Origin of the sequence: Streptomyces sp. NPDC102451 (assembly GCF_044765485.1) — a bacterium.
GTDB lineage: Bacteria > Actinomycetota > Actinomycetes > Streptomycetales > Streptomycetaceae > Streptomyces.
Map to the genome: position 1 here is coordinate 23,517 of NZ_JBIWKD010000013.1, position 19,317 is coordinate 42,833.

The following is a 19,317-nucleotide window of genomic DNA, read 5'->3' on the forward strand; positions in this document are numbered from 1 at the left end:
GCCCTGCTCCTGTCCCACCGGCGAAAGTGACAGCTCATGGCAACTCATGGATTCTGGAGGGCGGCCGCCGCCCGGCCCGAGCACCCCGCGGTCATCGAGGCGTCCGGGACGGTCACCACCTACGGGGCACTGCGCGAGCGGGTCGACCGCCTCTCGCACGTCCTGCGCGACCGGGGCACCGGCACGAACAGCACGGTCTCCGTCCTCCTGCCCAACGGTGTGGAGCTGCTGGCGCTCCAGCTCGCCGCTCTTCAGATCGGCGCGAACTTCACACCGGTCAACCGGCATCTGACCGCCGGCGAGACCGCCTACATCCTCCAGGACAGCAACGCCACGGTCTTCGTCTCGCACGAGCGCTACGCCAAGGTCGCACGGCACTCCGCCGACGAGGCGGGGATTCCCGAGCGGGGCCGGCTGAGTGTGGGCACGGTCGACGGCTTCGCCGGTCTCTCCGGCCTCGGGAAGCAGTTCTCCGGTCCGGTGACCGACCGGACCGCGGGCGCCCTCCTGTACTACAGCTCGGGCACCACCGGCCGCCCGAAGGGCATCCGCCGGCAGCTGACGGGACTGTCCCCGGAGGAGGACGCCCGCAACCAACTGGACGCGATGTTCGGCGTCTTCGGTCTGGGGCCGGACGACGTGAACCTGTCCCTCGCCCCGCTCTACCACGCGGCGCCCAACTCGATGGCGCTCCTGTCACTGCACGCGGGCAACACCGTCGTCCTCGCCGAGCGGTTCGACCCCGAGCAGTCCTTGGCACTCGCCGAGAAGCACCGGGTGACCTGGGGCTTCCTGGTGCCGACGATGTTCCATCGCTGGCTCGCCCTGCCGGAGTCCGTACGGCGGTCGTACGACCTGTCCGCCTTCCGGACGATGCTGCACTCCGGGGCTCCCTGCCCGGTGGAGACCAAGCGGGCGCTCATCGACTGGCTGGGCCCGGTACCGATCGAGTTCTACGGCTCCACCGAGAGCGGCATGGTGGCCATGATCCGTGCCGAGGAGTGGGCCGAGCACCCGCGCAGCGTCGGGCAGGCGCTGCCCGGCAAGGAGTTCAAGATCTTCGACGAGGAGGGCAACGAGCTCCCCGCGGGGGAGCCGGGGCTCATCCACGTCCGGGGCAGCCGTCCGTTCGACTACCTCGGCGACGCCGCCAGGACCGCCTCGTGCCGACGGGGCGACTTCTACGCACCCGGCGACATCGGCTATCTGGACGCGGACGGCCGGCTGTTCATGTGCGACCGGCGCACCGACCTGATCATTTCCGGCGGTGTGAACATCTACCCGGCCGAGATCGAGGGTGAGCTGCTCCAGCACCCCGCCGTCAGCGACGCCGTCGTCATCGGCGTCCCCCACCCGGAGTGGGGCCACACGGTCACGGCGCTCGTCTCCCTGTACCCCGGGCACTCCGTCACACCGGAGGAGCTGGAGGCACACAGCCGGGACCGGCTCGCGGGCTTCAAGGTCCCCCGCCGGATCGAGTTCCGCGAGGAGATCCCCCGTACCGCCGCGGGCAAGATCAACCGTGGCCGGGTGCGCGAGGAGTACCTGGCTCGGGCCGTCTGAGCACAGCCGGACGCACGCGGAGGCCGGGCCCAACCGGGCCCGGCCTCCGCGTGCGGTGCAGATCGTCCGCCTCAGCGGTCGCCGCGGACGCTCCTGCGCATGGCCGCCATCGCGCCGTGCGCTTCGTCGGTGGACATCACCACAGCCATGTGGGAGGAGATGAGGTCCAGGCTCGCCCGCATGTCGCTCCGCTCACTCATCCGCACCGTCCGCTTGATCATTCCCATGGGCAGCACGGGGTTGGCGGCGAGCTTCGCGGCGAAGGCGTAGGTCTCCTTCATCAGCTCCTCGTCGTCGTACACGCGGTTGACCATGCCGATGCGCAGGGCCTCCTCCGCGTCGACGAAGTCGCCGCTGAGCAGGAGCTCCAGAGCCTTCGCCTGACCCACCAGGCGGGGCAGGAACCAGCATCCTCCGTCGCCGGGTACGAGGCCGAGGCGGATGTAGCCCTCGCTGAGCCGGGCCGAGCGGGCGACGAACCGCATGTCGCACATCAGGGCCATGTCCAGGCCGGCGCCGACGGCATCACCGTTCATCGCGGCGATCACCGGCTTGTCCAGATCCTCCAGGGCGCGCGCCACCTGGTGGATACGGTCGTGCAGCATGCTCTTGTGCTCCAGCGCGGTGTCCTCCACGTCGAGGAGCGTGTCCAGGTCGACGCCCGCGCAGAAGCCCTTGCCGCTGCCGGTGAGCACCACGACGCGTACGTCGGGGTCGGCCGCCGCTTCGCGCAGTGCGTCGGCCCAGTCCGCGATCATCTCGAACGTGAAGGCGTTCTTGCGGGCGGGGCGGTTGAGCGTGAGGGTCGCGATGCCGTTCTCGGCCGCGTACTGAAGATCCACGAGGGTCAGCTCCTTGCTGGGGACGTGCCGGTGATCAGGTGCCAGGGGTCCTCGGCCGCAGCCGCGAGGAGGCCGACGGCCGATGCCCACAGGGACTCGTTGCCGAATTCCTCCCGCCACGACCACAGCCGCATCGTGGAACGGCGCAGATCGTGCTCGTGCGTGGTGCCGATCGCGCCGTGCACCTGGTGCGCCAGCTCGGTGACGACTCCGGCGGCACGACAGGCGTTGGTACGGGCCGAGGCGATCGCCATGGTGCTGTCCGCCCCCCCGTCGTCGAGGGCGGCCACCGCGCTGCGGGCACCCAGTTCCAGAATCGCCACTTCTCCGGCGATCCGGGCCAGATACTGCTGCATGGCCTGGAACTTGGCGAGCGGGCGGCCGAACTGCCGCCGCTCGGAGGCGTAGCGCAAGCTGTGTTCCATCGCCCGCTGCGCGGCGCCCCCCAGTTGGACGGTCCGGGCCAGTGCGCCGCGCAGCCGCAGCGACAGGCCGTCGGGGAGCTCGGCGACCTGGTCGGCGGTGAGAGCGACGGAGGTGAAGGACACGTCGTCGCGGGGCTCGCCCGCCAGGTTGCTGTGTTCGGTGAGGGTGGCACCGGCGGGGTCGACGACACAGACCCGGCCGTCGACGACGACCACGATGCGCGCCGCGCCGCGGGCCCAGGGGACCCGTTCGAGGGTGCCGTCCAGGCGCCAGCCGCTGCCGTCGGGCTTGAGGGTGACCCCGGCGGGTCCGGCCTCCGCCGCGGTCAGCTGTCCGTCCGGGAGGGGCAGGCCGGCGGCGGCCAGCAGCGGGCCGGCGAGCCAGAGGGTCTCGGCGATCGGGATCTCCGCGGCGTGGTAGGCAGCGGCCCGCAGCACCACGGCGGCCATCTCGGCGTCGCCCCCGCTGCCACCGGCCTCCTCCGGGATGCCGATACGGGTGAGGCCGGCTTCCTCCAGCTCCTCCCACAGACCGGGGCGGTCCTGGTAGGCGGCGAGGATGTCGTCGGCAGTCGCTTCGAGCAGTTTCAGGTCGGCGTTCATCGGACTCCCATGGAGCGCGCGATCACACCGCGCAGGATTTCGTTGGTGCCACCGCGCAGTGTGTTGGTGGGCGCCTGCACGACGGCCTCGGCCAGGATGCGGGTGAACAGGTCGGTCGAGGCCAGGTCCGGCTCCACTCCGGTGGCGCGGCCCGCCTCGATGACCTCACGCTCGAAGTACGTGCCGAGATCCTTCACCATGGCGGCCGCGGTATCGGGTGCGGATCCCCTGCTGAGCTGGACCGCGATCCCGATGGAGGCCTGGCGCAGCGTCCACAGCCGGGCGGTGAGCCGGCCGATCGTACGGGGGTCGGTGTCGTCGCGGGCGGCGAGCAGGCGCAGCAGCAGGGTGGTGCTGAGCAGTCGCTCGGGTCCGCTGCGTTCGTAGGCGAGTTCGCCGTTGACCTGCGCCCAGCCGTTGCCGATCTCGCCGAGCACCATGCTGTCGGGGACGAAGACGTTGGTGAGGACGACCTCGTTGAAGTGGTGGGCGCCGTTGATCGAAAGGATCGGGCGGATCTCCACGCCGTCGGCGGGCAGAGTGACGATCATCTGACTGAGGCCCTCATGGCGGCTGTCGCCCGCCGGGCCGGTGCGGACCAGGGCCACCATGGCGTGCGCGATGTGGGCGCCGCTGGTCCAGATCTTGGTGCCGTCGATCAGCCAGCCACCGTCGGTACGGGTGGCCCTGGTGCGGACGGATGCCAGGTCGGAGCCCGAGTCGGGCTCGGACAGGCCGACCGCGAACAGGCACTCACCTGTGGCGATGCCCGGCAGGAAGCGGTGTTTCTGCTCCTGGGTGCCGTGGTTCAGCAGGCCCGGGGCGATCTGCCGGTCCGCGATCCAGTGCGCACTGACCGGCGCGCCCGCGGCAAGGAGCTCCTCGATGACGACGAAGCGCTCCAGCGGGGTGCGGTCGGCTCCTCCGTACTCCTTGGGGATGGCCATGCCGAGCCAGCCGCGGGCGCCGAGCTTGCGGCTGAACGCCGGGTCGCAGCCGATGATCCAGCTGTCGCTCACCGGGCGGTAGCCGCCCGAGGCCAGCTCGACGGCAAGGAAGTCACGTACTTCCTGCCGTAGTTGACGGGTCTCCTCGGGGAGTGCGCCGGGTTCCAGTCCGAACAGCGAGGTCATCGCTCTCCTCCCTCGGCGGCGGCGACGACCGACCGCGCCCACGTGTAGTCGGCCTTGCCCGCCGGGGAACGGCGGATCTCCGGTACCCGGACGAAGGCCTTGGGGAGCTTGTACCGGGCGATCTGCCCCGCGGCGCCGGTCCGCAGCCGCTCGTCGTCGGCTTCGGCGGCGAGCCGCACCAGCGCGACCACTTCCTGGCCCCAGCGCTCGCTGGCCCTGCCGAGCACCAGGACGTCCGCGACGGCGGTGTCGGCGAGCAGCGCGCGCTCCACCTCCTCGGCGAAGATCTTCTCTCCGCCGGAGTTGATGGTCATGGCCTCGCGTCCGTGCAGCACCAGTCGTCCGTCACCCCGCAGTTGGACCACGTCCCCCGGGATGACGACCCGTCGGCCGGCTACCGTCGGGAAGGTGGCCGCGGACTTCACCGGGTCGCCGAGGTAGCCGAAGGGCAAGGGCTCGCGGGCGGCGAGAAGACCGGGTTCCGGGTCGGCGGGCGTCAGGAACCGGGTGCGTGTGAAGTCGACGACGCAGGCCCTGGGCAGGAGTTCGAAGACCCCTGGCTCAGCCTCGCCGCCGACCGTCAGATTCGCCTGGATCACCCGTCCGGCCTCCGTGGATCCGGCTCCGTCGGAAAGCACGGCGTCGCCGCCGATCGCGGCAAGGAGACGGCGCTTCGTCCCGGGGGTGGTGGCGCCCCCGCCGAGGGTGAGCGCCCGCAGACAGGACAGGTCGTAGGAGCCGCGTTCCAGCTCGTCGGCCATCGGGCGGCCGAACGCCTCGGCGATGAGTGCGGCGGAGTCCAGCCGCTCACGCTCGATCAGGGAGCAGACGTCCGCGGGGTCGAAGCGGTGCACGACGTCCGGGATCGCGACCATGCCGCCGCTCGTCAGCGCGGCGAGCAGCTTCCACCAGCCCGCCGCGTGCATGAAGGGTGCCACCCCCAGGGTGCGCTCCCCCGGGCCGGCAGCCGCCCCGGCGGCGACCTGGGCCGCGGTCACGTCGTCCGGGTGGGCGGCGCCGCCCAGCGTGGCGCGCCACATGCCGTGCTGGCTCCACAACGTGCCCTTGGGCATCCCGGTGGTGCCGCCGGTGTAGATCATGTACAGGTCGTCGGGGGACGACGCGGGCGCCGGCCGGTCACGGCGCGCGGTCGTGACGGCCTGCTCGTAGTCGAGGGCGCCGGGCAGCAGCGGGGTGCCGGAGCCGTCCGCCACCTGGAGCAGCAGCGGCGTCCTGGGCAGGTCGTCCAGGACCTGCGCGAGCGTGGGGGCGAAGGACGCGTGGTACACGATGACCGCGGGGGCGGCGTCGGTGTACAGCTGCCGTAGTTCCGCTGCGGTGTAGCGGTAGTTGACGTTGAACGGGGCGACGCGGGCGGCGAAGGCGGCCAGGCACGCCTCGGCGAACTCCGGCCCGTTGTACAGGTGGAGCGCGAGGTGGTCCTGCCCGGACTCGTGGCCCTTCAGCGCGGATCGCTCGCGGTGCGCGCCCAGTCCGTGAGAGGTCAGCAGCCCGGCCAGCCGTTCGACCCGGTCGAGGAGGTCGCCGTAGCTGATCCGCAGCGAGCGGTGCACGATCGCCTCCCGTGCCGGGACCTCCAGGGCCACGGCGCGGAAGAGGTCGATGATGCTGGGGGCGGTCACCGGCTCGTTCCCAGGCCGAGGGACTTGGCGATGGCGGTCTTCATGATCTCGCTGGAGCCGGCGGCGATCCGGGCGAGCCTGATGTCCGCGTACAGCCGGGCGATGGGGTATTCCAGCATGTATCCGTAACCACCGTGCAGCTGGAGGCACTTGTCGACGATGCGACCGGCCGTCTCGGAGGTGAAGAGCTTGACCTTGGCGACCTCGGGCACGGTCAGCCGGCCGGCGTTGAACTCCTCGACCGCCTTGTCGGCCAGGGTCTGGGCGGCTTCCAGCTCGGTGGCGCACTCGGCCAGCACGAACTTGGTGTTCTGGAAGGACGCGACCGCCTTGCCGAAGACCTTCCGCTGCTGTGTGTACTCCACGGCGAGCTCGACGGCGGCACGGGCGGCGGCGACGCTCTGCACCGACTGGGTCAGCCGTTCGGGCACCAGGTTGAAGGTGAGGTAGCCGAAGGCCTTGCCCTCCTCGCCCAGCATGTTGGCGGCGGGTACCCGGACGTTGTCGAAGAACAGCTCGGCCGTGTCGACCGAGCGGGTGCCGAGCTTGTCGAGCTTGCGGCCCTTGGTGAAGCCGGGCATGCCGTCCTCGACGACCAGCAGGCTCAGGCCGTCACGGCGGTCCTCCCCCCGGGAGGTTCGGCAGGCCACGACGACCAGGTCGGCGTTGATGCCGCCGGTGATGAAGGTCTTGGCGCCGTTGAGGATCCAGTCGTCGCCGTCGCGGACGGCGTTGCTGACCATGCCGGACAGGTCGGATCCGGTGCCCGGCTCGGTCATGGCGATGGAGCACATGGAGCGGCCCGCGGCGATGTCCGGAAGCCAGCGCCGCTTCTGCTCCTCGTCGGCGAAGTTCAGGAAGTACGGGGTGACGATGTTGGAGTGCAGCGAGAGGGAGCCGAGTCCGACACGGGCCCGGAAGGTCTCCTCGATGACCACGGCGTTGAACCGGAAGTCGTCGATGCCACCGCCCCCGTACTCCTCGGGGACGGACAGGCCGGCCAGGCCGATGCTTCCGGCCTTGGCGTACACGTCCTTGGGAACGATGCCGGCCGCCTCCCACTCCTCGAAGTGGGGAGCGATCTCGTTCTCCAGGAACTTCCGGACGACCTTGCGGAAGTCCTCGTGATCCTGGTCGTACTGGGAACGACGCATAGGGGTGCTTCTCCTGTGAAGGTGGGGGCGGCCGACGGCGCCGGGTCAGGCAGAGGGCTCGGAGCCGACGACGGACACGAAGCTCACGCAGTCGCCCGGGTGCCCGCCGAGGTTGTGGGTGAGGCCGAGCTTGCGCTCACCGTTGACGATGCTGGCGATCTGGCGCTCGGCCGGGGCTTCCTGGCGCAGCTGGAGCCAGCACTCGAAGAGCATCCGCAGGCCGGTGGCGCCGATCGGGTGGCCGAAGCTCTTGAGTCCGCCGTCGGGGTTGACGGCCAGGTCCCCCTCCAGGTCGAAGACGCCGTCGAGGACGTCCTTCCAGCCCTGGCCCCGCTTGCTGAAGCCCAGGTCCTCCATGAGGACGAGCTCGGTGGGGGTGAAGCAGTCGTGCACCTCGGCCAGCGCGATCTCCGTGCGCGGGTCGGTGATGCCGGCCTGCTGGTACGCACCCGCGGCGCAGGCGACGACCTCGCGGAAGGAGGTGTAGTCGTAGGTCGGGTCCATCGGGCCCGCGCCCGGGCCGGCCACCATCGACAGGGCCTTCACGTACACCGGCTTGTCGGTGTAGAGATGGGCGTCCTCGGCCCGGACGATGATCGCCGCGGCGGAGCCGTCGGAGACACCGGAGCAGTCGTGGATGCCGAGCATTCCGGCGATCTTCGGGCTGTTGCGGATGGTGTCGAGAGACAGCTCGGCCTGGAACTGCGCGCGTGCGTTGCGGGCGCCGTTGTAGTGGTTCTTCCAGGAGATCCGGGTGAGTACGTCCTTGAGTGTCTCGTCGTCCAGTCCGTACGCGTTGGCGTAGGCGGGGGCGAGCAGTCCGAAGGAGGCCGGTGCCGTGATACCGGTCTTGGTGCCGTCGCTGGGCGGCTCCGGCCGGACCAGGCCCGAGTAGCCGGAGTCCTTGAGCTTCTCCACACCGATGGCCATCGCCATGTCGACGGCGCCGGAGGCGACCGCGTAGCAGGCGTTGCGGAAGGCCTCGGAGCCGGTGGCGCAGAGGTTCTCCAGACGGGTGACCGGCTTGTAGTCGATCTTCAGGGCGCGCGAGAGCATCTGCCCGGACCAGCCGGAGTTCATGGTGCCGAACCAGAAGGCGTCCACGTCGTCCAGCTTGACGCCGGCCGATGTCAGCGCCTCCTGGCTGGAGTCGACCAGGAGGTCTTCGGCGCTCTTGTCCCAGTGTTCGGCGAAGGGGGTGCATCCCATGCCGATGATGGCGACCTTGTCGCGGATTCCGTTGGAGGCCATGGTCAGTTCTCCTCGCCGGCCGGGGCGGCGGCCTGCACGGGCCGCGCCTTCCAGAAGTAGTTGTGTACGCCGTCAGCGGTGGTGTAGAGGCGTCGGAAGGTCATCTCGACCTGGTCGCCGATCTTCAGCGCCGTGGCGTCGGCGTCGGTGACCTCGGCGATGAACCGGCCGCCGCCCTCGAAGTTGATCGCCGCAGCGATCAGCGGCGGGTTCATCGAGTAGGCCAGCAGGTCGGCCTGGAAGGTGGCGATGACGGCCGGCACGTCCGCGACCCGGTCGCCGACCATTCGGTCCACGGCCCTGCACTCGATGCAGACCCGCGCAGCGGGCAGGTGCCGGGTGTCGCACGCGGTGCAGCGGGAGCCGGTCAGACCGAACTTCCAGTTCGTGTTGCGATGGGCCGGCGGCCCCGCGGGGCGGTCGGGGTCCGGACGGCGCGGGGCCTCGCGCTGGAGGATTCCGCGCCAGGTGAGGAACTTCTGGTAGCCGACCTCGAAGCCGCCTGCGGCCTGCTGGGCGACGGACGGACCGGTGCGGCGCTCACGCAACGCCACCAGGGCGTCGGTCGTACGGAAGAGCAGGGCGTCGGCGCCGTCGCCGACGACGACCAGCAGGACGGTCTCGCCCGCGGCTGCCTCGTCGAGGGCGGAGGCCAGCAGCACACCCGGCTGGGCGGTGCCGGCGACGCCGATCACGGCGGACAGGTCGTCGACCACGGTCGCGTTACGGCCCAGGGTCTTGGTGAGACCGCGGACGGCACGGCGGTGCAGACCGGCGACGGCGACCTTGTCGACCTCGGCGAGGGTGAGACCGGCGTCCTTGAGGGCGTTCTCCACAGCCTCGGCCGCGAGTTCCCTGTACGGGGCCTCGGCGAAGCGCTCCTCCCATACGCGGCTCGAGGAGTCGCCGACGATCCGCCAGCGTTCGAGGAACTCCGCGGATGCCGAACCGCGGCCCAGCAGCGTGGCCACCACACCGTCGCCGGTGCCGAACTCCACCGCGGCGGCGGCGTCACCACCGTCGCGCTCCTCCGCCGAACCGGGCCTGCCGGTACGGATGTCGGAGAGCACCGCCAGGGCCGGGCGGCCCGCGGCGGCCGAGTCGGCAGCGGCGAGGAGCGCGCCGACGCCCGAGCGGGCGGCGCCCGCGAAGTCGTACGCCGGGACGGACCGGCCCAGGCCGAGCGCGGCGTGCACCGTGGTGGCGTTGGTCTTGTCCGCGTAAGCCGGGCTGGCGGTCGCGAACACCACACCGCGCGGCTCAGCGGCCGTGAGGGCCAAGGCGCGACGGGCTGCCTCCACGCCCATCGAGGTGGTGTCCTCGTCGAAGGAGGCGACGGCACGCGTGCCCTTGCCTCCCCCGGAGCCGAGGGCCCGGCCGATCTCCTTGCGGTCCAGCCGCCAGGCCGGCAGGTGGACCCCGTAGCTGATGACACCGACATCCGGTATCGCGGTCATGGCACTCCTCGGGAAGAAGGACTCATCCGCGCTCCTGCGCCACCTCCTCCGCAGCGGGGCGGCCTGCGCCGGGAGGCGCCGCGTCCGCGGCCATGGCGACGAAGGCCAGGGCGGCGGGCGACAGAGGACCGGTGCGGTGGTAGAGGAAGCAGGGGCGGGGAAAGGTGAGGGCGAGAGCGCGGACCTGGGCGCCGAGGCGCTTGGCGGCTCTCGCGGCCGGGGCGGGGAGCACTGCGGCTCCCGCTCCGGCGAGAACGAGCGGAACGATGGCGTCGCGGTGCGCGGTTTCCACGACGACGTCGGGCGGGGGCAGCCGCTCGGCTGCCAGCACCGAAGTGAACCATACGCTCATTTCCGAGTGACTTGGCAAGCCCTGCAGCATGTTGTGTTTCCGCAACTCGGCGACCCGTACCGGCCCCTCGGGGAGACCTTCGGTCTGCGGGGGGAAGACCGCCAGCATCTCCTCCACGGCGAGCACCACGGCCTCGTGCTTGGGGTAGGGCGCGGGGTGGTCGCCCACCAGGAGTTCCGCCTCGGCCCTGCGCAGCACCTCGAAGCCGTCCGGGCCCGAGGGCGCCTCATGGACGCCGATGCGCAGCCCTGGGTAGCGCGCCCGGAAACGCGTGACCAGCGGCACGACCGGATCGATCGCGAATCCCTGCACAACGGCCAGGTCAAGGCGCCCGGTGGCGAGGTGGTCCACCTCCTCCACGGCGGCGCGGGCGCTCTCGAACGAGCGCAGGGTCCGGCGGGCCGGCCCGACGAGGGCACGTCCGGCCGCCGTGAGCGTGAGCTTCGGGCCGCGGTGGAACAGCGGGGTCCGGAGCTCACGCTCCAGTTCCTTGACGCTCTGGGAGATGGCGGGCTGGCTGATGTGCAGCTGCCGGGCCGCCTCGGAGATGCTGCCCGCTTCCACGACAGCGAGGAAATAGGTGAAGTGGCGCTTGTCCATAACTTCTTCTTATCACCTAGTTAAGTAAATGGCGGATTTACTTCGGACGGCTTGCGGCTTAGCGTGCTCAGCGGGCGGACCTGCGCGGGTCACCAACAGAAGTGCCGCACATCGCGGTGCTTCCACAGCGAGGAGATCATCGATGGGAACTCTCGAAGGCCGAGTGGCGATCGTCACCGGCGGCGGCCGCGGGGTCGGCCGTGAGCACGCGCTTCTTTTCGCCCGTGAGGGGGCCAAGGTCGTCGTGAACGATCTCGGTGCCGCCCCGGACGGCGCCGGTTCCGATGTGAGCGCCGCGCAGGCCGTCGCCGACGAGATCAAGGCGCTGGGCGGCGAGGCAGTGGCCAACACCGACAGCGTCAGCGACTGGGCCGGCGCCGAGCGCCTTGTGCAGACCGCCCTCGACACGTTCGGCGACCTGCACATCCTGGTCAACAACGCCGGCATCCTGCGGGACCGCGTACTGGTCAACATGAGCGAGGAGGAGTTCGACCTCGTGGTCGACGTCCACCTGAAGGGCTCCTTCGCGGTCACGAGCCATGCGGCCCGGTACTGGCGCACCCAGGCCAAGGCGGGCGTGCAGGTCGACCGTGCGCTCATCAACACCTCGTCCGGCTCCGGCCTGCACGGCAACCCCGGCCAGGTGAACTACGCGGCGGCGAAGGCCGGCATCGCGGCGATGACGATCGTCGCCGCCAAGGAGCTGGAGCGCTACCACGTCCGCGCCAACTGCATCGCACCGGTGGCCCGCACCCGCCTCACCGAGGCCACCCCCGGCCTGGGCGAGGTCATGCAGTCCACCAGGAACGACGCCTTCGACGTGTGGGACCCGGCGAACATCTCCCCGCTGGTCGCGATGCTGGCCACCGAGAACTGCGTGTTCTCCGGTCACGTGTTCCGCGTCATGGGCGGCGAGGTAGGCCTGTACAAGGGCTGGAACGTCGTCGAGCAGTTCGAGAGCGACAAGCGCTGGACCGTCGAGGAGCTCGCCGCCGCCACCTCACGGGTGCCGGCCAGGCCCGACGCGGAGATCCCGGGCTCGCACGTCAAGAGCCTGCGGAACAACTGATGCCGAACAGTCCCGAGCCCGCTCCGGTCGCCTTCGAGGTGGGCGTGGAGCGCGGCAAGATCCGCGAGTTCGCGCGGGCAGCCATGTCGGAGAACGCGGCGTACCTCAGCGCCGAGCCCGTCGTCCCGCCGACCTTCCTCACCACCGCCGGCTTCTTCTGGCAGCCCGCGGAGTCGAAGGCACAGGCTGCCCACGGCCTCGACCCGCAGCGGACTCTGCACGCCGAACAGGAGTACGTGTTCCACGGTGTCCCGCCTCGCGGTGGCCAGACCCTGACCGCCACCGCCCGGGTCACCGAGCGGTACGAGAAGCAGGGCCGCCGCGGTGGCAGACTCACCTTCGTCACCATGGTGACCGAATTCCGCGACGAACACGGCGCCCTGGTCGCCGAGCAGCGCTCCACCGCCGTGGAGACTTCCCAGGCACCCAAGGAGGAGGGCTCATGAACACCATCGTCGCCCCCACTGTCGGGGACACCGCGCAACGCACCTTCGGCCCGCTGACGCTGACCGACATCGTGCGCTACGCGGGCGCCTCGGGCGACTTCAACCCGCTGCACCACGACGAAGAGGCCGCGAAGGCCGCAGGGTTCGCCGGGATCTTCTCGATCGGCATGTTCACCGCCGCGCTTGTGGGCACCTTCGCCACCGACTGGCTGGGGGCGGAGTCGATCCGACGGATCACCACCCGCTTCAAGGAGCAGGTGTGGCCCGGTGACACCCTCACCGTGTCCGGAACGGTCACCGCGGTGCGCCCGGCCGACGGCGGGAGCACCGTGGAGGTGGAGCTCGCCTGTACCCGCGACAGGGGTGGCGCCGCCGTGGCCGGCTCTGCGGAGTTCTTCATCCGTACGGTCTGATCACCGCATGGCCGTCGGGCCGTACACCCACGGAAGGCGGCCCTTCTCCAGGGGCCGCCTTCCGTGCGTGTCCGGCGGAGTCGACGTGTACACACACGCGGACCGGCTCGAACACGCCGATCCTGTGTTCACTCTGCGTAAATACGTGCGCCGGATCGTGGGATCCGGTTCTTCAAACAGGTGCGTTTGGCCAGGTCAGCTACGTCGTGTAGAAGTTCCGGGACATTTGATACGCGGACGCCGCCGCACCCCGTCTGACCTGCGGCTTAGCCGGTCAGGGAGGGGTGCGGCGGCATCTCTGGGACTTTGGGCCCGCGGCGCGCTCCGGACCTCGGTCAAAACCGACTTCGCCGGAACCCCTGCGGCGGCCGGCGGTCACCCGCCGCTGCCGCGCCGGGGCACGGTGCGCGCCACCCTGCTGGCCCGGGGCATCGGACCTGCTGACGACCTCGTGCTGTACACCCGGCGGATCGAGGAGTTGTCATCGGCCACCCGGGCGTGGTCCGTCCTCACCTGGGCGGGTTTTCGTTCGGCGCGAGTTCTGGACGGAGGTCTGCCGGCCTGGGTCCGCGCAGGCGGTCCGACGGCCCGTCTCCGGGCAGCGCCGACAGCTGTCGAGGTCGACGACCGGTTCGGACCCGCATGGCCCCCCGACGGCGGCCGCCGTGTCCTCGGGATCGCGGATGTCCTTGAGATCTCGCGCTACGGCACACTGCTCGACGCACGACCGGCCGGCTCGTACAACGGCGTGCTGGATGACCGGAGGACCGGACACATTCCGCACGCGATCCACGCTCACCCGGCCGAGCTCGTCGCTCCCGACGGACTGCTCCGATCGCCGACAGAACTGCGCAAGTGGTTCCTGTCCCGTCGGGCCATCGGCGGCCAGGACGTCGGTGCCTACTGTGGTGGCGGGGTGTCCAGTTCCCTGTTGGTCTTCGTCGGCGCCATGCTGGGCCAGCAGGTGGGCCTGTTCGTCGACTCCTGGTCCCCCTGGGAGCGCGATTCCTCTCTGCCCGTCGAACAGGGCACCGCGCTGAGCCGGTCAGCCGCAGTCGACACCGACTGTGTCTGACGCGCGACAGCGGCGTGCAGTACGCAGGTGGTCTTCCGGAAGTACGGACGAATCCGGGTGCGCCCGTGGCCGGCGGCTGGTCCGGACGGCTGCTCGGATCACGTGGTCCGGCCGCGCGCCCGGGTCAGCTGCTTCAGTTCGATGATGGTCGCGACGGCGCGCAGCCAGGTTGCCGCGGTGTCGTCGGCGGCGATGCCACCCACGAGTCCGGCGCCGGCCCGCAGCCACTCCCGTACGAGGACGGCCGCCTCCCGCCGGGGCAGGGGCTCGGGCAGCTCCGCGGCGCGGGCCAGTCCGCCGGCGCGCACGGTGTCGGCGAGGAAGGCGACCGAGCGCGGCTCGGTGCCGAGGCGGTCGAGGATGACGGCCGCGGCTGCGGCACCGTCGCCGATCAGGGCGGTGCGCCGAGGCCCGGACTCGGCGGTGAGGCCGTAACGCAGCAGGACGGTGATGTCGAGCCGGGCCAGCTCGTCGTCCGTGCGGTCCGGCGGGTACGGGGCGTCGTTCATGACGGGGCCTCGGATATCTCGTCTCGGCTGACTGGTCCGCCGCGGTTCAGTTGACGGTGACGGTGTAGGTGATGCGCTCGGGAGCCTGGGAGGGGGAGGCCGACCCCGCGGTCGGGGTGGCGGAGGGACCGGTCGTCTCGGGGGGCAGCGTGGAGGTGTTCCCCTGGCACCTGGTGAAGGTGCAGTGCAGCAGCGTGAACCGGGTGGTCCCCTTGCCCTTGGCCTCGAAGGTGAAGGTGAGCCGGCTGCCGGCACCGGCCACCGGGTCGTCGCCGGAGTCCGACGCGTGGTCCCGGCCGCGGCTGACCAGCACCGAGCTGTCGGGCTCGGGGTCGACCAGGTACCAGTACTCGCGGGTGGAGGCGTTCTGGTCGACGGTGAGCGTGAAGCGCTCCCCCGGCTCAGCGGTGATGCTGGTGTCCTTCACCGGGCGGCTCGTCGTGCTCGCGGAACCTCCGCCCGGATCGTCGGTGCCCGAGTCGCAGCCCGTGGTGAGAGCGAGGAGCGCGGCCGCCGCGATCGCGGCACCGCTCCTGCTACCGGGGAAGATAGACGCTGTACGCATTGGGGAGATCACTGCTGGATGCCTTGCCCATGTGGCCGTTGATGAAGTCGTCCTCGCTGACCCAAGTGGTCGAGCCCCAAGGGTTGTACACCTGAAGCATGTCACCCTCCTGGGCGATGATGGTCATCGCGTGGGCGCCGTCCTTGCCCGAGACGTCGACCGGCACCGGACGCCCTTCCGCCACCGACTTCTCGACTTCGGTGAGGACCGCCCTGCGGTCGGTGGCGTTGTCCAGGTCCTGGCGCTCGTAGTCACTGCCGGTGGCGCTGCCGACGGTGGAGTCATTGATCCGTTCCTGCCCCTCGGGCCCCATGCCGCCCCACTTCTCGCCGCCGTCACCTTCGGTGTGCAGCCGGTGCTGTTCGGCCACCAGCCGCTGCTTGAAGGCGTCGGGGTCGTCCTCCTGCCCGTCGGGGCCACCGGTGAGGTCGAGCGCGTACATGGGGTCGACCATGGCGCGGGACGTGACGGTGGACGAGGCAACGCAGGTGCCCTCGGAGCCGTCGCCCCCCTGGATCCACCGCTGGCCGTCGAACGTGACGTAGTCCGTGTTGTTGTTCGAGCCGTTCGAAGCCAGGCCCTCGTCGTCCATGCTGTCCGCTTCGGTGACCACCGGAGTGAGGTGCCTGCGCAGCCAGTCGGGGTCCTTGCCGTGGATCTTGCCCTGGAACTCCTCGATCTCGGCGACGCTGTGGCCGGCGGCGAGGGCCTTCATCAGATAGGCCCGCTCCTGCGGGCTCTCCGACTGCGCCAGCATCCGCTCCATGGCCATCTCGTCGTCGAGGTTCAGCTGGTCCATACGCTCCGAAGCGCGCTCCAGCTCGGCGGCCTTGAGGATCTCGTTCAGCTCGGTGTCGGCGCCCGCGACACCGGTGTCGGCGAGCATCAGCTTGTCGACGGCGGTGAGTTCGCTGGTCTCCATCTTCCCGGCCCGTGCCTCGGCGGCCCACTTGTTCAGGTCCCGGGCCGCAACGCGGGTGGCCTCCTGCGCGTCGGACACGGCCTCGTGCATCAGGTCGACCGCGTAGGAGCCGAAGTGGGCGGCGTTCTTGCGGTCCCACTCCTCCTCGTCGTTCTCGTGCAGGTCGTCGAAGAACCCGTCCTTGCCGCCGAGCATCCTCTTCTGCTCCAGCAGCTGTCCGCGACCCTGCTCGTCCTTGCGCTGCGCGGCGCCGATCGCGTCGGCCAGCGTCAGCAGCACCGTCGCGCCTTCGTGGAACGCCTCGCTCATCTGGGTCACGGCCCGCCCGGCGGCTTTCACCACGTCGGAGGCGAGGACACCCGTGTCACCGGCCCATACTTCCGGCAGTCCCTTACGGCCCACCCGGTCGACCTGGTCGAAGACGTCGCCGACGTTGCCGACCTGGCCCCGGTAGAGGGTCGACAGGCCCTCGATGACGCCTTGGTCCCCGCCCGGTGCGGGCACCGAGAGGGCGTCGTCCAGCAGGTCCAGAACCTCGTTCTTGCTCCCCGCACCGAGCAGCTTCCTGGACAGGCCGGCGAGCCACGCGAGGCGGACGGAAGGGGAATCGAAAGGAAAGAGGAAGAGTGACACCGGCCCGACCTCAGTAGCTCGACAGGGCCGAGCTGCGCTCGCCCCGCGTCGGTGTGCCGGCGGGACTGCTCATGCCGTCGATGTCGACGGAGACACTGTCCACGCCTGTCCGCACGAGACCGTCGCTGCCGCGGTAGGCCGTCTTGGCCAACTGCACCTTGCCACCGAGCTCGTGCAACGCCGACGCCAGCGTCTTGGCCTCCGCCTCCCACGCCTTGACGAACGCGTTGATCGCCGAAGCGGCGTCACTGCCGCCGGCATCGGCGTACGAGTAACTCGTACGGGACTTGACGGCCGAGCTGACGCCGTCCATATCCGTACCGGCGTCGTCGAGTTGCTGGGCCTGGCCGGTCATGCCCGCCTTGACCTGGTAGCCGTCGAAGCCCACAGCCCCCGCCTCCCCCGTAGGTGTTCGATTACCGCAGGCAGGCTAGCACTCACTGCATATAGGAAGATCACATCTCATTCGCCGCACACATTTCCTCGACAAAGTCCACGCCACTGCACACCTGAGCGCTCGTCCAGGCGCGGCGATCTGCCGCAACTCGCCCCGGGCCGCTCGCCGGGCGAGGGCTGTCGGGCTCCTGGCACTCGAACGGTTCGCGAACTGTTGCAGGAGCGAAATCCGAGTGACACCGTCGAAATTGTCGGCAGGACCCTGTCGTCGCCCTGTGCGTTCTGGGGCTGTTGCCCAGCACACCTTGGGGCTGTTGCCCTGCCTTGCCGGCAAACCGAAAGATCGGATGCTGACGTGCGAAGCGAAGACCTGCCGGCCCCCGAGTCCGGGATCCTGCTGACGCACTTCCTCACGGTGTCGGACGTAGCCCGCTCCAGGGCCTTCTACACCGATGTGCTCGGTGGCGAGGTCGTGCTCGCCGAGAATCCGTGCATCGTCAAGCTCGCCAACGCGTGGATCCTGATGAACCCGGGCGGTGGTCCCACGCCCGACAAACCCGATGTCACTCTGCACCCGCCCCAGGATCCGGGAACGGCCACCAGCTTCCTCAATATCCGCGTGGCCGACGTCCAGGCCTGCTACCTGGAGTGGAGTGCCAAGGGCGCCGAGTTCCTCACTCCACCGATCGACCGCAAGGCCGAGATCCGGTGCTACATGCGCGACCCCGACGGCTACCTCATCGAGGTCGGCCAGTCCACCGGCCTGCTCCGGGGCGTCCTGGCGGACCCGCCCGCCGCAACGAATTGAGCACGCCCCGCGGACACCGGGCCGTGCTCCGCAGCCCTGGCCTCAGTCCTGACCGGTCCTGATGCCCGGCCATGTCCCGTCGCCGAGATCCGGATCCGGAAGCACGGTGTCGGGGTCGATGACGGCCACGTCGTAGCCATCGAGTTTCAGCCGGCGCAGTCCTTCGAGGATCATGCGGCGGCCGACGTCGCTGAACCGATCGACCCGCCCCAGGTCGAGGACCACGGCGGGGGTCTCGATCGTGTCGGACGAAAGCCGGTCGAGGACCCTCTCCGCGCCCGAGAACTGCACCACTCCCTGCATGACATAGGTCGTCGTGTCACCCTCCCGCCTCGATCCCCGGAGGACGGTCGAGCCGTAGGGCTCGGCCTCCATCAGATGCATGCCCATGTCTCGGGAAAGCCGTTCGAACATGGCCACACCGCGCACGCTGTTGCCGTGCGCGTCGAGTCGTGGTGACACCGTCCCGAGCCCGAGCTGGCCGGGCAACGCGCCCAGCATCCCGCCGGACACTCCGCTCTTGGCCGGGATGCCCACACGGACCAGCCAGTCACCCGCGGCGTCGTACATACCGCAGCCGGCCATGACCGAGAGTGTCCGGCGGGCCACCTCGGCCGGGACCACCCGACGGCCGCTGACGGGATGGACACCGGCATTGGCCAGCGTCGCACCCATCACAGCGAGGTCACGGACGGTCACATTCACGGCGCATTGCCGCGTGTAGCCGTCCACCACTTCGTGCGCGGGGGCGGCAAGCACACGGTAGTTGCGCAGCATGTGCGCGATTGCGAGGTTTCGTTCCGCTGTCTGCAGCTCCGAGCGGTAGACCGATTCGTCGACGGTGAGGCGTCGGCCGGCAAGTTCGGAGAAGAACTCGACGACGCGAGCGACGCGCTCTTCGGAGGTCGCGGTGCCGCTGACCAGCAGGTGGTGGACGGCGAGCGCCCCGGCATTGATCATCGGGTTCTTCGGGCGATGGGTCTCGCCCTCCAGCGACAGTTCGTCGAAAGCCTCGCCGGACGGCTCGACACCGACTGTGGCAGCGACCGTGGCGGGCCCTCGGTCCGTCAGTGCGGCAGCGTACGCGAAGGGCTTGGAGATCGACTGGATGGAGAACTCGACGTCGTCGTCGCCGGTGGAGTAGGTGCGGCCGTCCACGGTCGTCAGGGCGACGCCGAGCACGTCCGGGGCGGCGTCCGCGAGCTGCGGGATGTAGTCGGCGACGGCACCGGCGCGGTCTGCCGCCAGCTCGGCCAGGACCTCGTCCAGGTAGTCGGGAACAGGAGTCCGCATGCCTACATCCTCCTCGCGTTCGCGTCGCCGGCCCGGTTGTGGACATCGCCACCGTGCCGTGTGACCAGGCGCAACGTTAGCGCTCACCGCACGGCAGGGCTCGCTGGAGCAGCCTCCGGCGCCGGGCCGTCACCCGCGAGGGCACGGCCCTTTCCTCTCATTCGG

At 70.2% G+C, this 19,317-nt stretch carries 19 protein-coding genes; 6 read left to right on the plus strand and 13 right to left on the minus strand.

The genetic code is table 11. From position 1 onward, the window contains the following. Positions 1–36: 36 nt before the first annotated feature. Positions 37–1,563 (plus strand): AMP-binding protein, encoded by a 1,527-nt coding sequence (locus ACIRD8_RS25745; protein WP_403996025.1) that lies wholly within the window; start codon positions 37–39, stop codon positions 1,561–1,563. Between the two features lie 71 nt (positions 1,564–1,634). Here the strand turns inward: ACIRD8_RS25745 and ACIRD8_RS25750 are convergent, their stop codons facing one another. From ACIRD8_RS25750 to ACIRD8_RS25785, 8 genes are read right to left on the minus strand one after another with little or no spacing between them, the layout of a single operon-like run. Then, positions 1,635–2,405, minus strand: coding sequence for an enoyl-CoA hydratase/isomerase family protein (locus ACIRD8_RS25750; RefSeq protein ID WP_403996028.1), 771 nt, complete (start codon positions 2,403–2,405; stop codon positions 1,635–1,637). Positions 2,406–2,410: 5 nt separating this feature from the next. Next, positions 2,411–3,433 carry an acyl-CoA dehydrogenase family protein gene (locus tag ACIRD8_RS25755; protein ID WP_403996031.1) on the minus strand — a complete coding sequence of 341 codons (1,023 nt, stop codon included), beginning with the start codon at positions 3,431–3,433 and terminating at the stop codon, positions 2,411–2,413. Further along, on the minus strand, positions 3,430–4,566 hold the full coding sequence (locus ACIRD8_RS25760) for an acyl-CoA dehydrogenase family protein (protein ID WP_403996034.1): 1,137 nt from the start codon (positions 4,564–4,566) through the stop codon (positions 3,430–3,432). Before ACIRD8_RS25760 ends, ACIRD8_RS25755 begins: the two co-directional genes overlap by 4 nt. Continuing rightward, the gene (locus ACIRD8_RS25765; protein ID WP_403996037.1) at positions 4,563–6,209 is read right to left on the minus strand and encodes an AMP-binding protein; all 1,647 of its coding nucleotides are present in this window, start codon (positions 6,207–6,209) and stop codon (positions 4,563–4,565) included. The genes ACIRD8_RS25760 and ACIRD8_RS25765 overlap by 4 nt, the downstream gene beginning before the upstream one ends. Further along, a complete protein-coding gene (locus ACIRD8_RS25770) occupies positions 6,206–7,363 on the minus strand; it encodes an acyl-CoA dehydrogenase family protein (RefSeq protein WP_403996040.1) in 1,158 nt (385 codons plus the stop codon). Before ACIRD8_RS25770 ends, ACIRD8_RS25765 begins: the two co-directional genes overlap by 4 nt. A 45-nt stretch (positions 7,364–7,408) precedes the next feature. Further along, positions 7,409–8,614: an acetyl-CoA acetyltransferase gene (locus tag ACIRD8_RS25775; RefSeq protein ID WP_403996043.1), complete on the minus strand. Its 1,206-nt coding sequence runs from the start codon at positions 8,612–8,614 to the stop codon at positions 7,409–7,411. A 2-nt stretch (positions 8,615–8,616) separates the two neighbouring features. Further along, on the minus strand, positions 8,617–10,071 hold the full coding sequence (locus tag ACIRD8_RS25780; RefSeq protein ID WP_403996046.1) for a hydroxymethylglutaryl-CoA synthase: 1,455 nt from the start codon (positions 10,069–10,071) through the stop codon (positions 8,617–8,619). Between the two features lie 22 nt (positions 10,072–10,093). Then, complete coding sequence (locus tag ACIRD8_RS25785; protein ID WP_403996049.1) at positions 10,094–11,023, minus strand: LysR family transcriptional regulator; 930 nt, start codon at positions 11,021–11,023, stop codon at positions 10,094–10,096. 142 nt (positions 11,024–11,165) lie between these two features. Between ACIRD8_RS25785 and ACIRD8_RS25790 the strand changes: the two genes are divergently transcribed. From ACIRD8_RS25790 to ACIRD8_RS25805, 4 genes are all read left to right on the plus strand, one after another. Continuing rightward, positions 11,166–12,092, plus strand: a complete 927-nt coding sequence (locus tag ACIRD8_RS25790) for an SDR family oxidoreductase (protein ID WP_403996052.1) — start codon at positions 11,166–11,168, stop codon at positions 12,090–12,092. After that, on the plus strand, positions 12,092–12,538 hold the full coding sequence (locus ACIRD8_RS25795) for a MaoC family dehydratase N-terminal domain-containing protein (RefSeq protein WP_403996054.1): 447 nt from the start codon (positions 12,092–12,094) through the stop codon (positions 12,536–12,538). The genes ACIRD8_RS25790 and ACIRD8_RS25795 overlap by 1 nt, the downstream gene beginning before the upstream one ends. Further along, on the plus strand, positions 12,535–12,951 hold the full coding sequence (locus tag ACIRD8_RS25800; RefSeq protein ID WP_403996057.1) for a MaoC/PaaZ C-terminal domain-containing protein: 417 nt from the start codon (positions 12,535–12,537) through the stop codon (positions 12,949–12,951). The genes ACIRD8_RS25795 and ACIRD8_RS25800 overlap by 4 nt, the downstream gene beginning before the upstream one ends. A gap of 403 nt (positions 12,952–13,354) precedes the next feature. Next, positions 13,355–14,026 carry a sulfurtransferase gene (locus ACIRD8_RS25805; protein ID WP_403996060.1) on the plus strand — a complete coding sequence of 224 codons (672 nt, stop codon included), beginning with the start codon at positions 13,355–13,357 and terminating at the stop codon, positions 14,024–14,026. A 98-nt stretch (positions 14,027–14,124) separates the two neighbouring features. Here the strand turns inward: ACIRD8_RS25805 and ACIRD8_RS25810 are convergent, their stop codons facing one another. Genes ACIRD8_RS25810 through ACIRD8_RS25825 form a run of 4 tightly spaced genes read right to left on the minus strand, consistent with a single transcriptional unit; the run spans position 14,125 to position 17,043 of the window. Further along, positions 14,125–14,535, minus strand: a complete 411-nt coding sequence (locus ACIRD8_RS25810) for a hypothetical protein (protein WP_403996063.1) — start codon at positions 14,533–14,535, stop codon at positions 14,125–14,127. 46 nt (positions 14,536–14,581) lie between these two features. After that, positions 14,582–15,100 carry a protease inhibitor I42 family protein gene (locus tag ACIRD8_RS25815; RefSeq protein ID WP_403996065.1) on the minus strand — a complete coding sequence of 173 codons (519 nt, stop codon included), beginning with the start codon at positions 15,098–15,100 and terminating at the stop codon, positions 14,582–14,584. After that, positions 15,072–16,655, minus strand: coding sequence for a peptidoglycan-binding protein (locus ACIRD8_RS25820; protein WP_403996068.1), 1,584 nt, complete (start codon positions 16,653–16,655; stop codon positions 15,072–15,074). Before ACIRD8_RS25820 ends, ACIRD8_RS25815 begins: the two co-directional genes overlap by 29 nt. 10 nt (positions 16,656–16,665) lie before the next feature. Continuing rightward, positions 16,666–17,043 carry a hypothetical protein gene (locus tag ACIRD8_RS25825; RefSeq protein ID WP_403996071.1) on the minus strand — a complete coding sequence of 126 codons (378 nt, stop codon included), beginning with the start codon at positions 17,041–17,043 and terminating at the stop codon, positions 16,666–16,668. A 363-nt stretch (positions 17,044–17,406) separates the two neighbouring features. Between ACIRD8_RS25825 and ACIRD8_RS25830 the strand changes: the two genes are divergently transcribed. Beyond that, positions 17,407–17,859, plus strand: coding sequence for a VOC family protein (locus ACIRD8_RS25830; protein ID WP_403996074.1), 453 nt, complete (start codon positions 17,407–17,409; stop codon positions 17,857–17,859). A 42-nt stretch (positions 17,860–17,901) separates the two neighbouring features. On the opposite strand, the gene ACIRD8_RS25835 is transcribed toward ACIRD8_RS25830, so the two are convergent. Then, positions 17,902–19,152, minus strand: coding sequence for a glutaminase (locus tag ACIRD8_RS25835; RefSeq protein ID WP_403996077.1), 1,251 nt, complete (start codon positions 19,150–19,152; stop codon positions 17,902–17,904). Positions 19,153–19,317 lie beyond the last annotated feature (165 nt).

Excerpts from the sequence above, each read along its gene's own strand:
- ACIRD8_RS25755 (WP_403996031.1), bottom strand. The coding sequence starts at position 3,433 with ATGAACGCCGACCTGAAACTGCTCGAAGCGACTGCCGACGACATCCTC.
- ACIRD8_RS25785 (WP_403996049.1), bottom strand. The coding sequence starts at position 11,023 with ATGGACAAGCGCCACTTCACCTATTTCCTCGCTGTCGTGGAAGCGGGC.
- ACIRD8_RS25810 (WP_403996063.1), bottom strand. The coding sequence starts at position 14,535 with ATGAACGACGCCCCGTACCCGCCGGACCGCACGGACGACGAGCTGGCC.
- ACIRD8_RS25815 (WP_403996065.1), bottom strand. The coding sequence starts at position 15,100 with ATGCGTACAGCGTCTATCTTCCCCGGTAGCAGGAGCGGTGCCGCGATC.
- ACIRD8_RS25790 (WP_403996052.1), top strand. The coding sequence starts at position 11,166 with ATGGGAACTCTCGAAGGCCGAGTGGCGATCGTCACCGGCGGCGGCCGC.
- ACIRD8_RS25775 (WP_403996043.1), bottom strand. The coding sequence starts at position 8,614 with ATGGCCTCCAACGGAATCCGCGACAAGGTCGCCATCATCGGCATGGGA.
- ACIRD8_RS25745 (WP_403996025.1), top strand. The coding sequence starts at position 37 with ATGGCAACTCATGGATTCTGGAGGGCGGCCGCCGCCCGGCCCGAGCAC.
- ACIRD8_RS25780 (WP_403996046.1), bottom strand. The coding sequence starts at position 10,071 with ATGACCGCGATACCGGATGTCGGTGTCATCAGCTACGGGGTCCACCTG.
- ACIRD8_RS25795 (WP_403996054.1), top strand. The coding sequence starts at position 12,092 with ATGCCGAACAGTCCCGAGCCCGCTCCGGTCGCCTTCGAGGTGGGCGTG.
- ACIRD8_RS25800 (WP_403996057.1), top strand. The coding sequence starts at position 12,535 with ATGAACACCATCGTCGCCCCCACTGTCGGGGACACCGCGCAACGCACC.
- ACIRD8_RS25835 (WP_403996077.1), bottom strand. The coding sequence starts at position 19,152 with ATGCGGACTCCTGTTCCCGACTACCTGGACGAGGTCCTGGCCGAGCTG.
- ACIRD8_RS25770 (WP_403996040.1), bottom strand. The coding sequence starts at position 7,363 with ATGCGTCGTTCCCAGTACGACCAGGATCACGAGGACTTCCGCAAGGTC.
- ACIRD8_RS25760 (WP_403996034.1), bottom strand. The coding sequence starts at position 4,566 with ATGACCTCGCTGTTCGGACTGGAACCCGGCGCACTCCCCGAGGAGACC.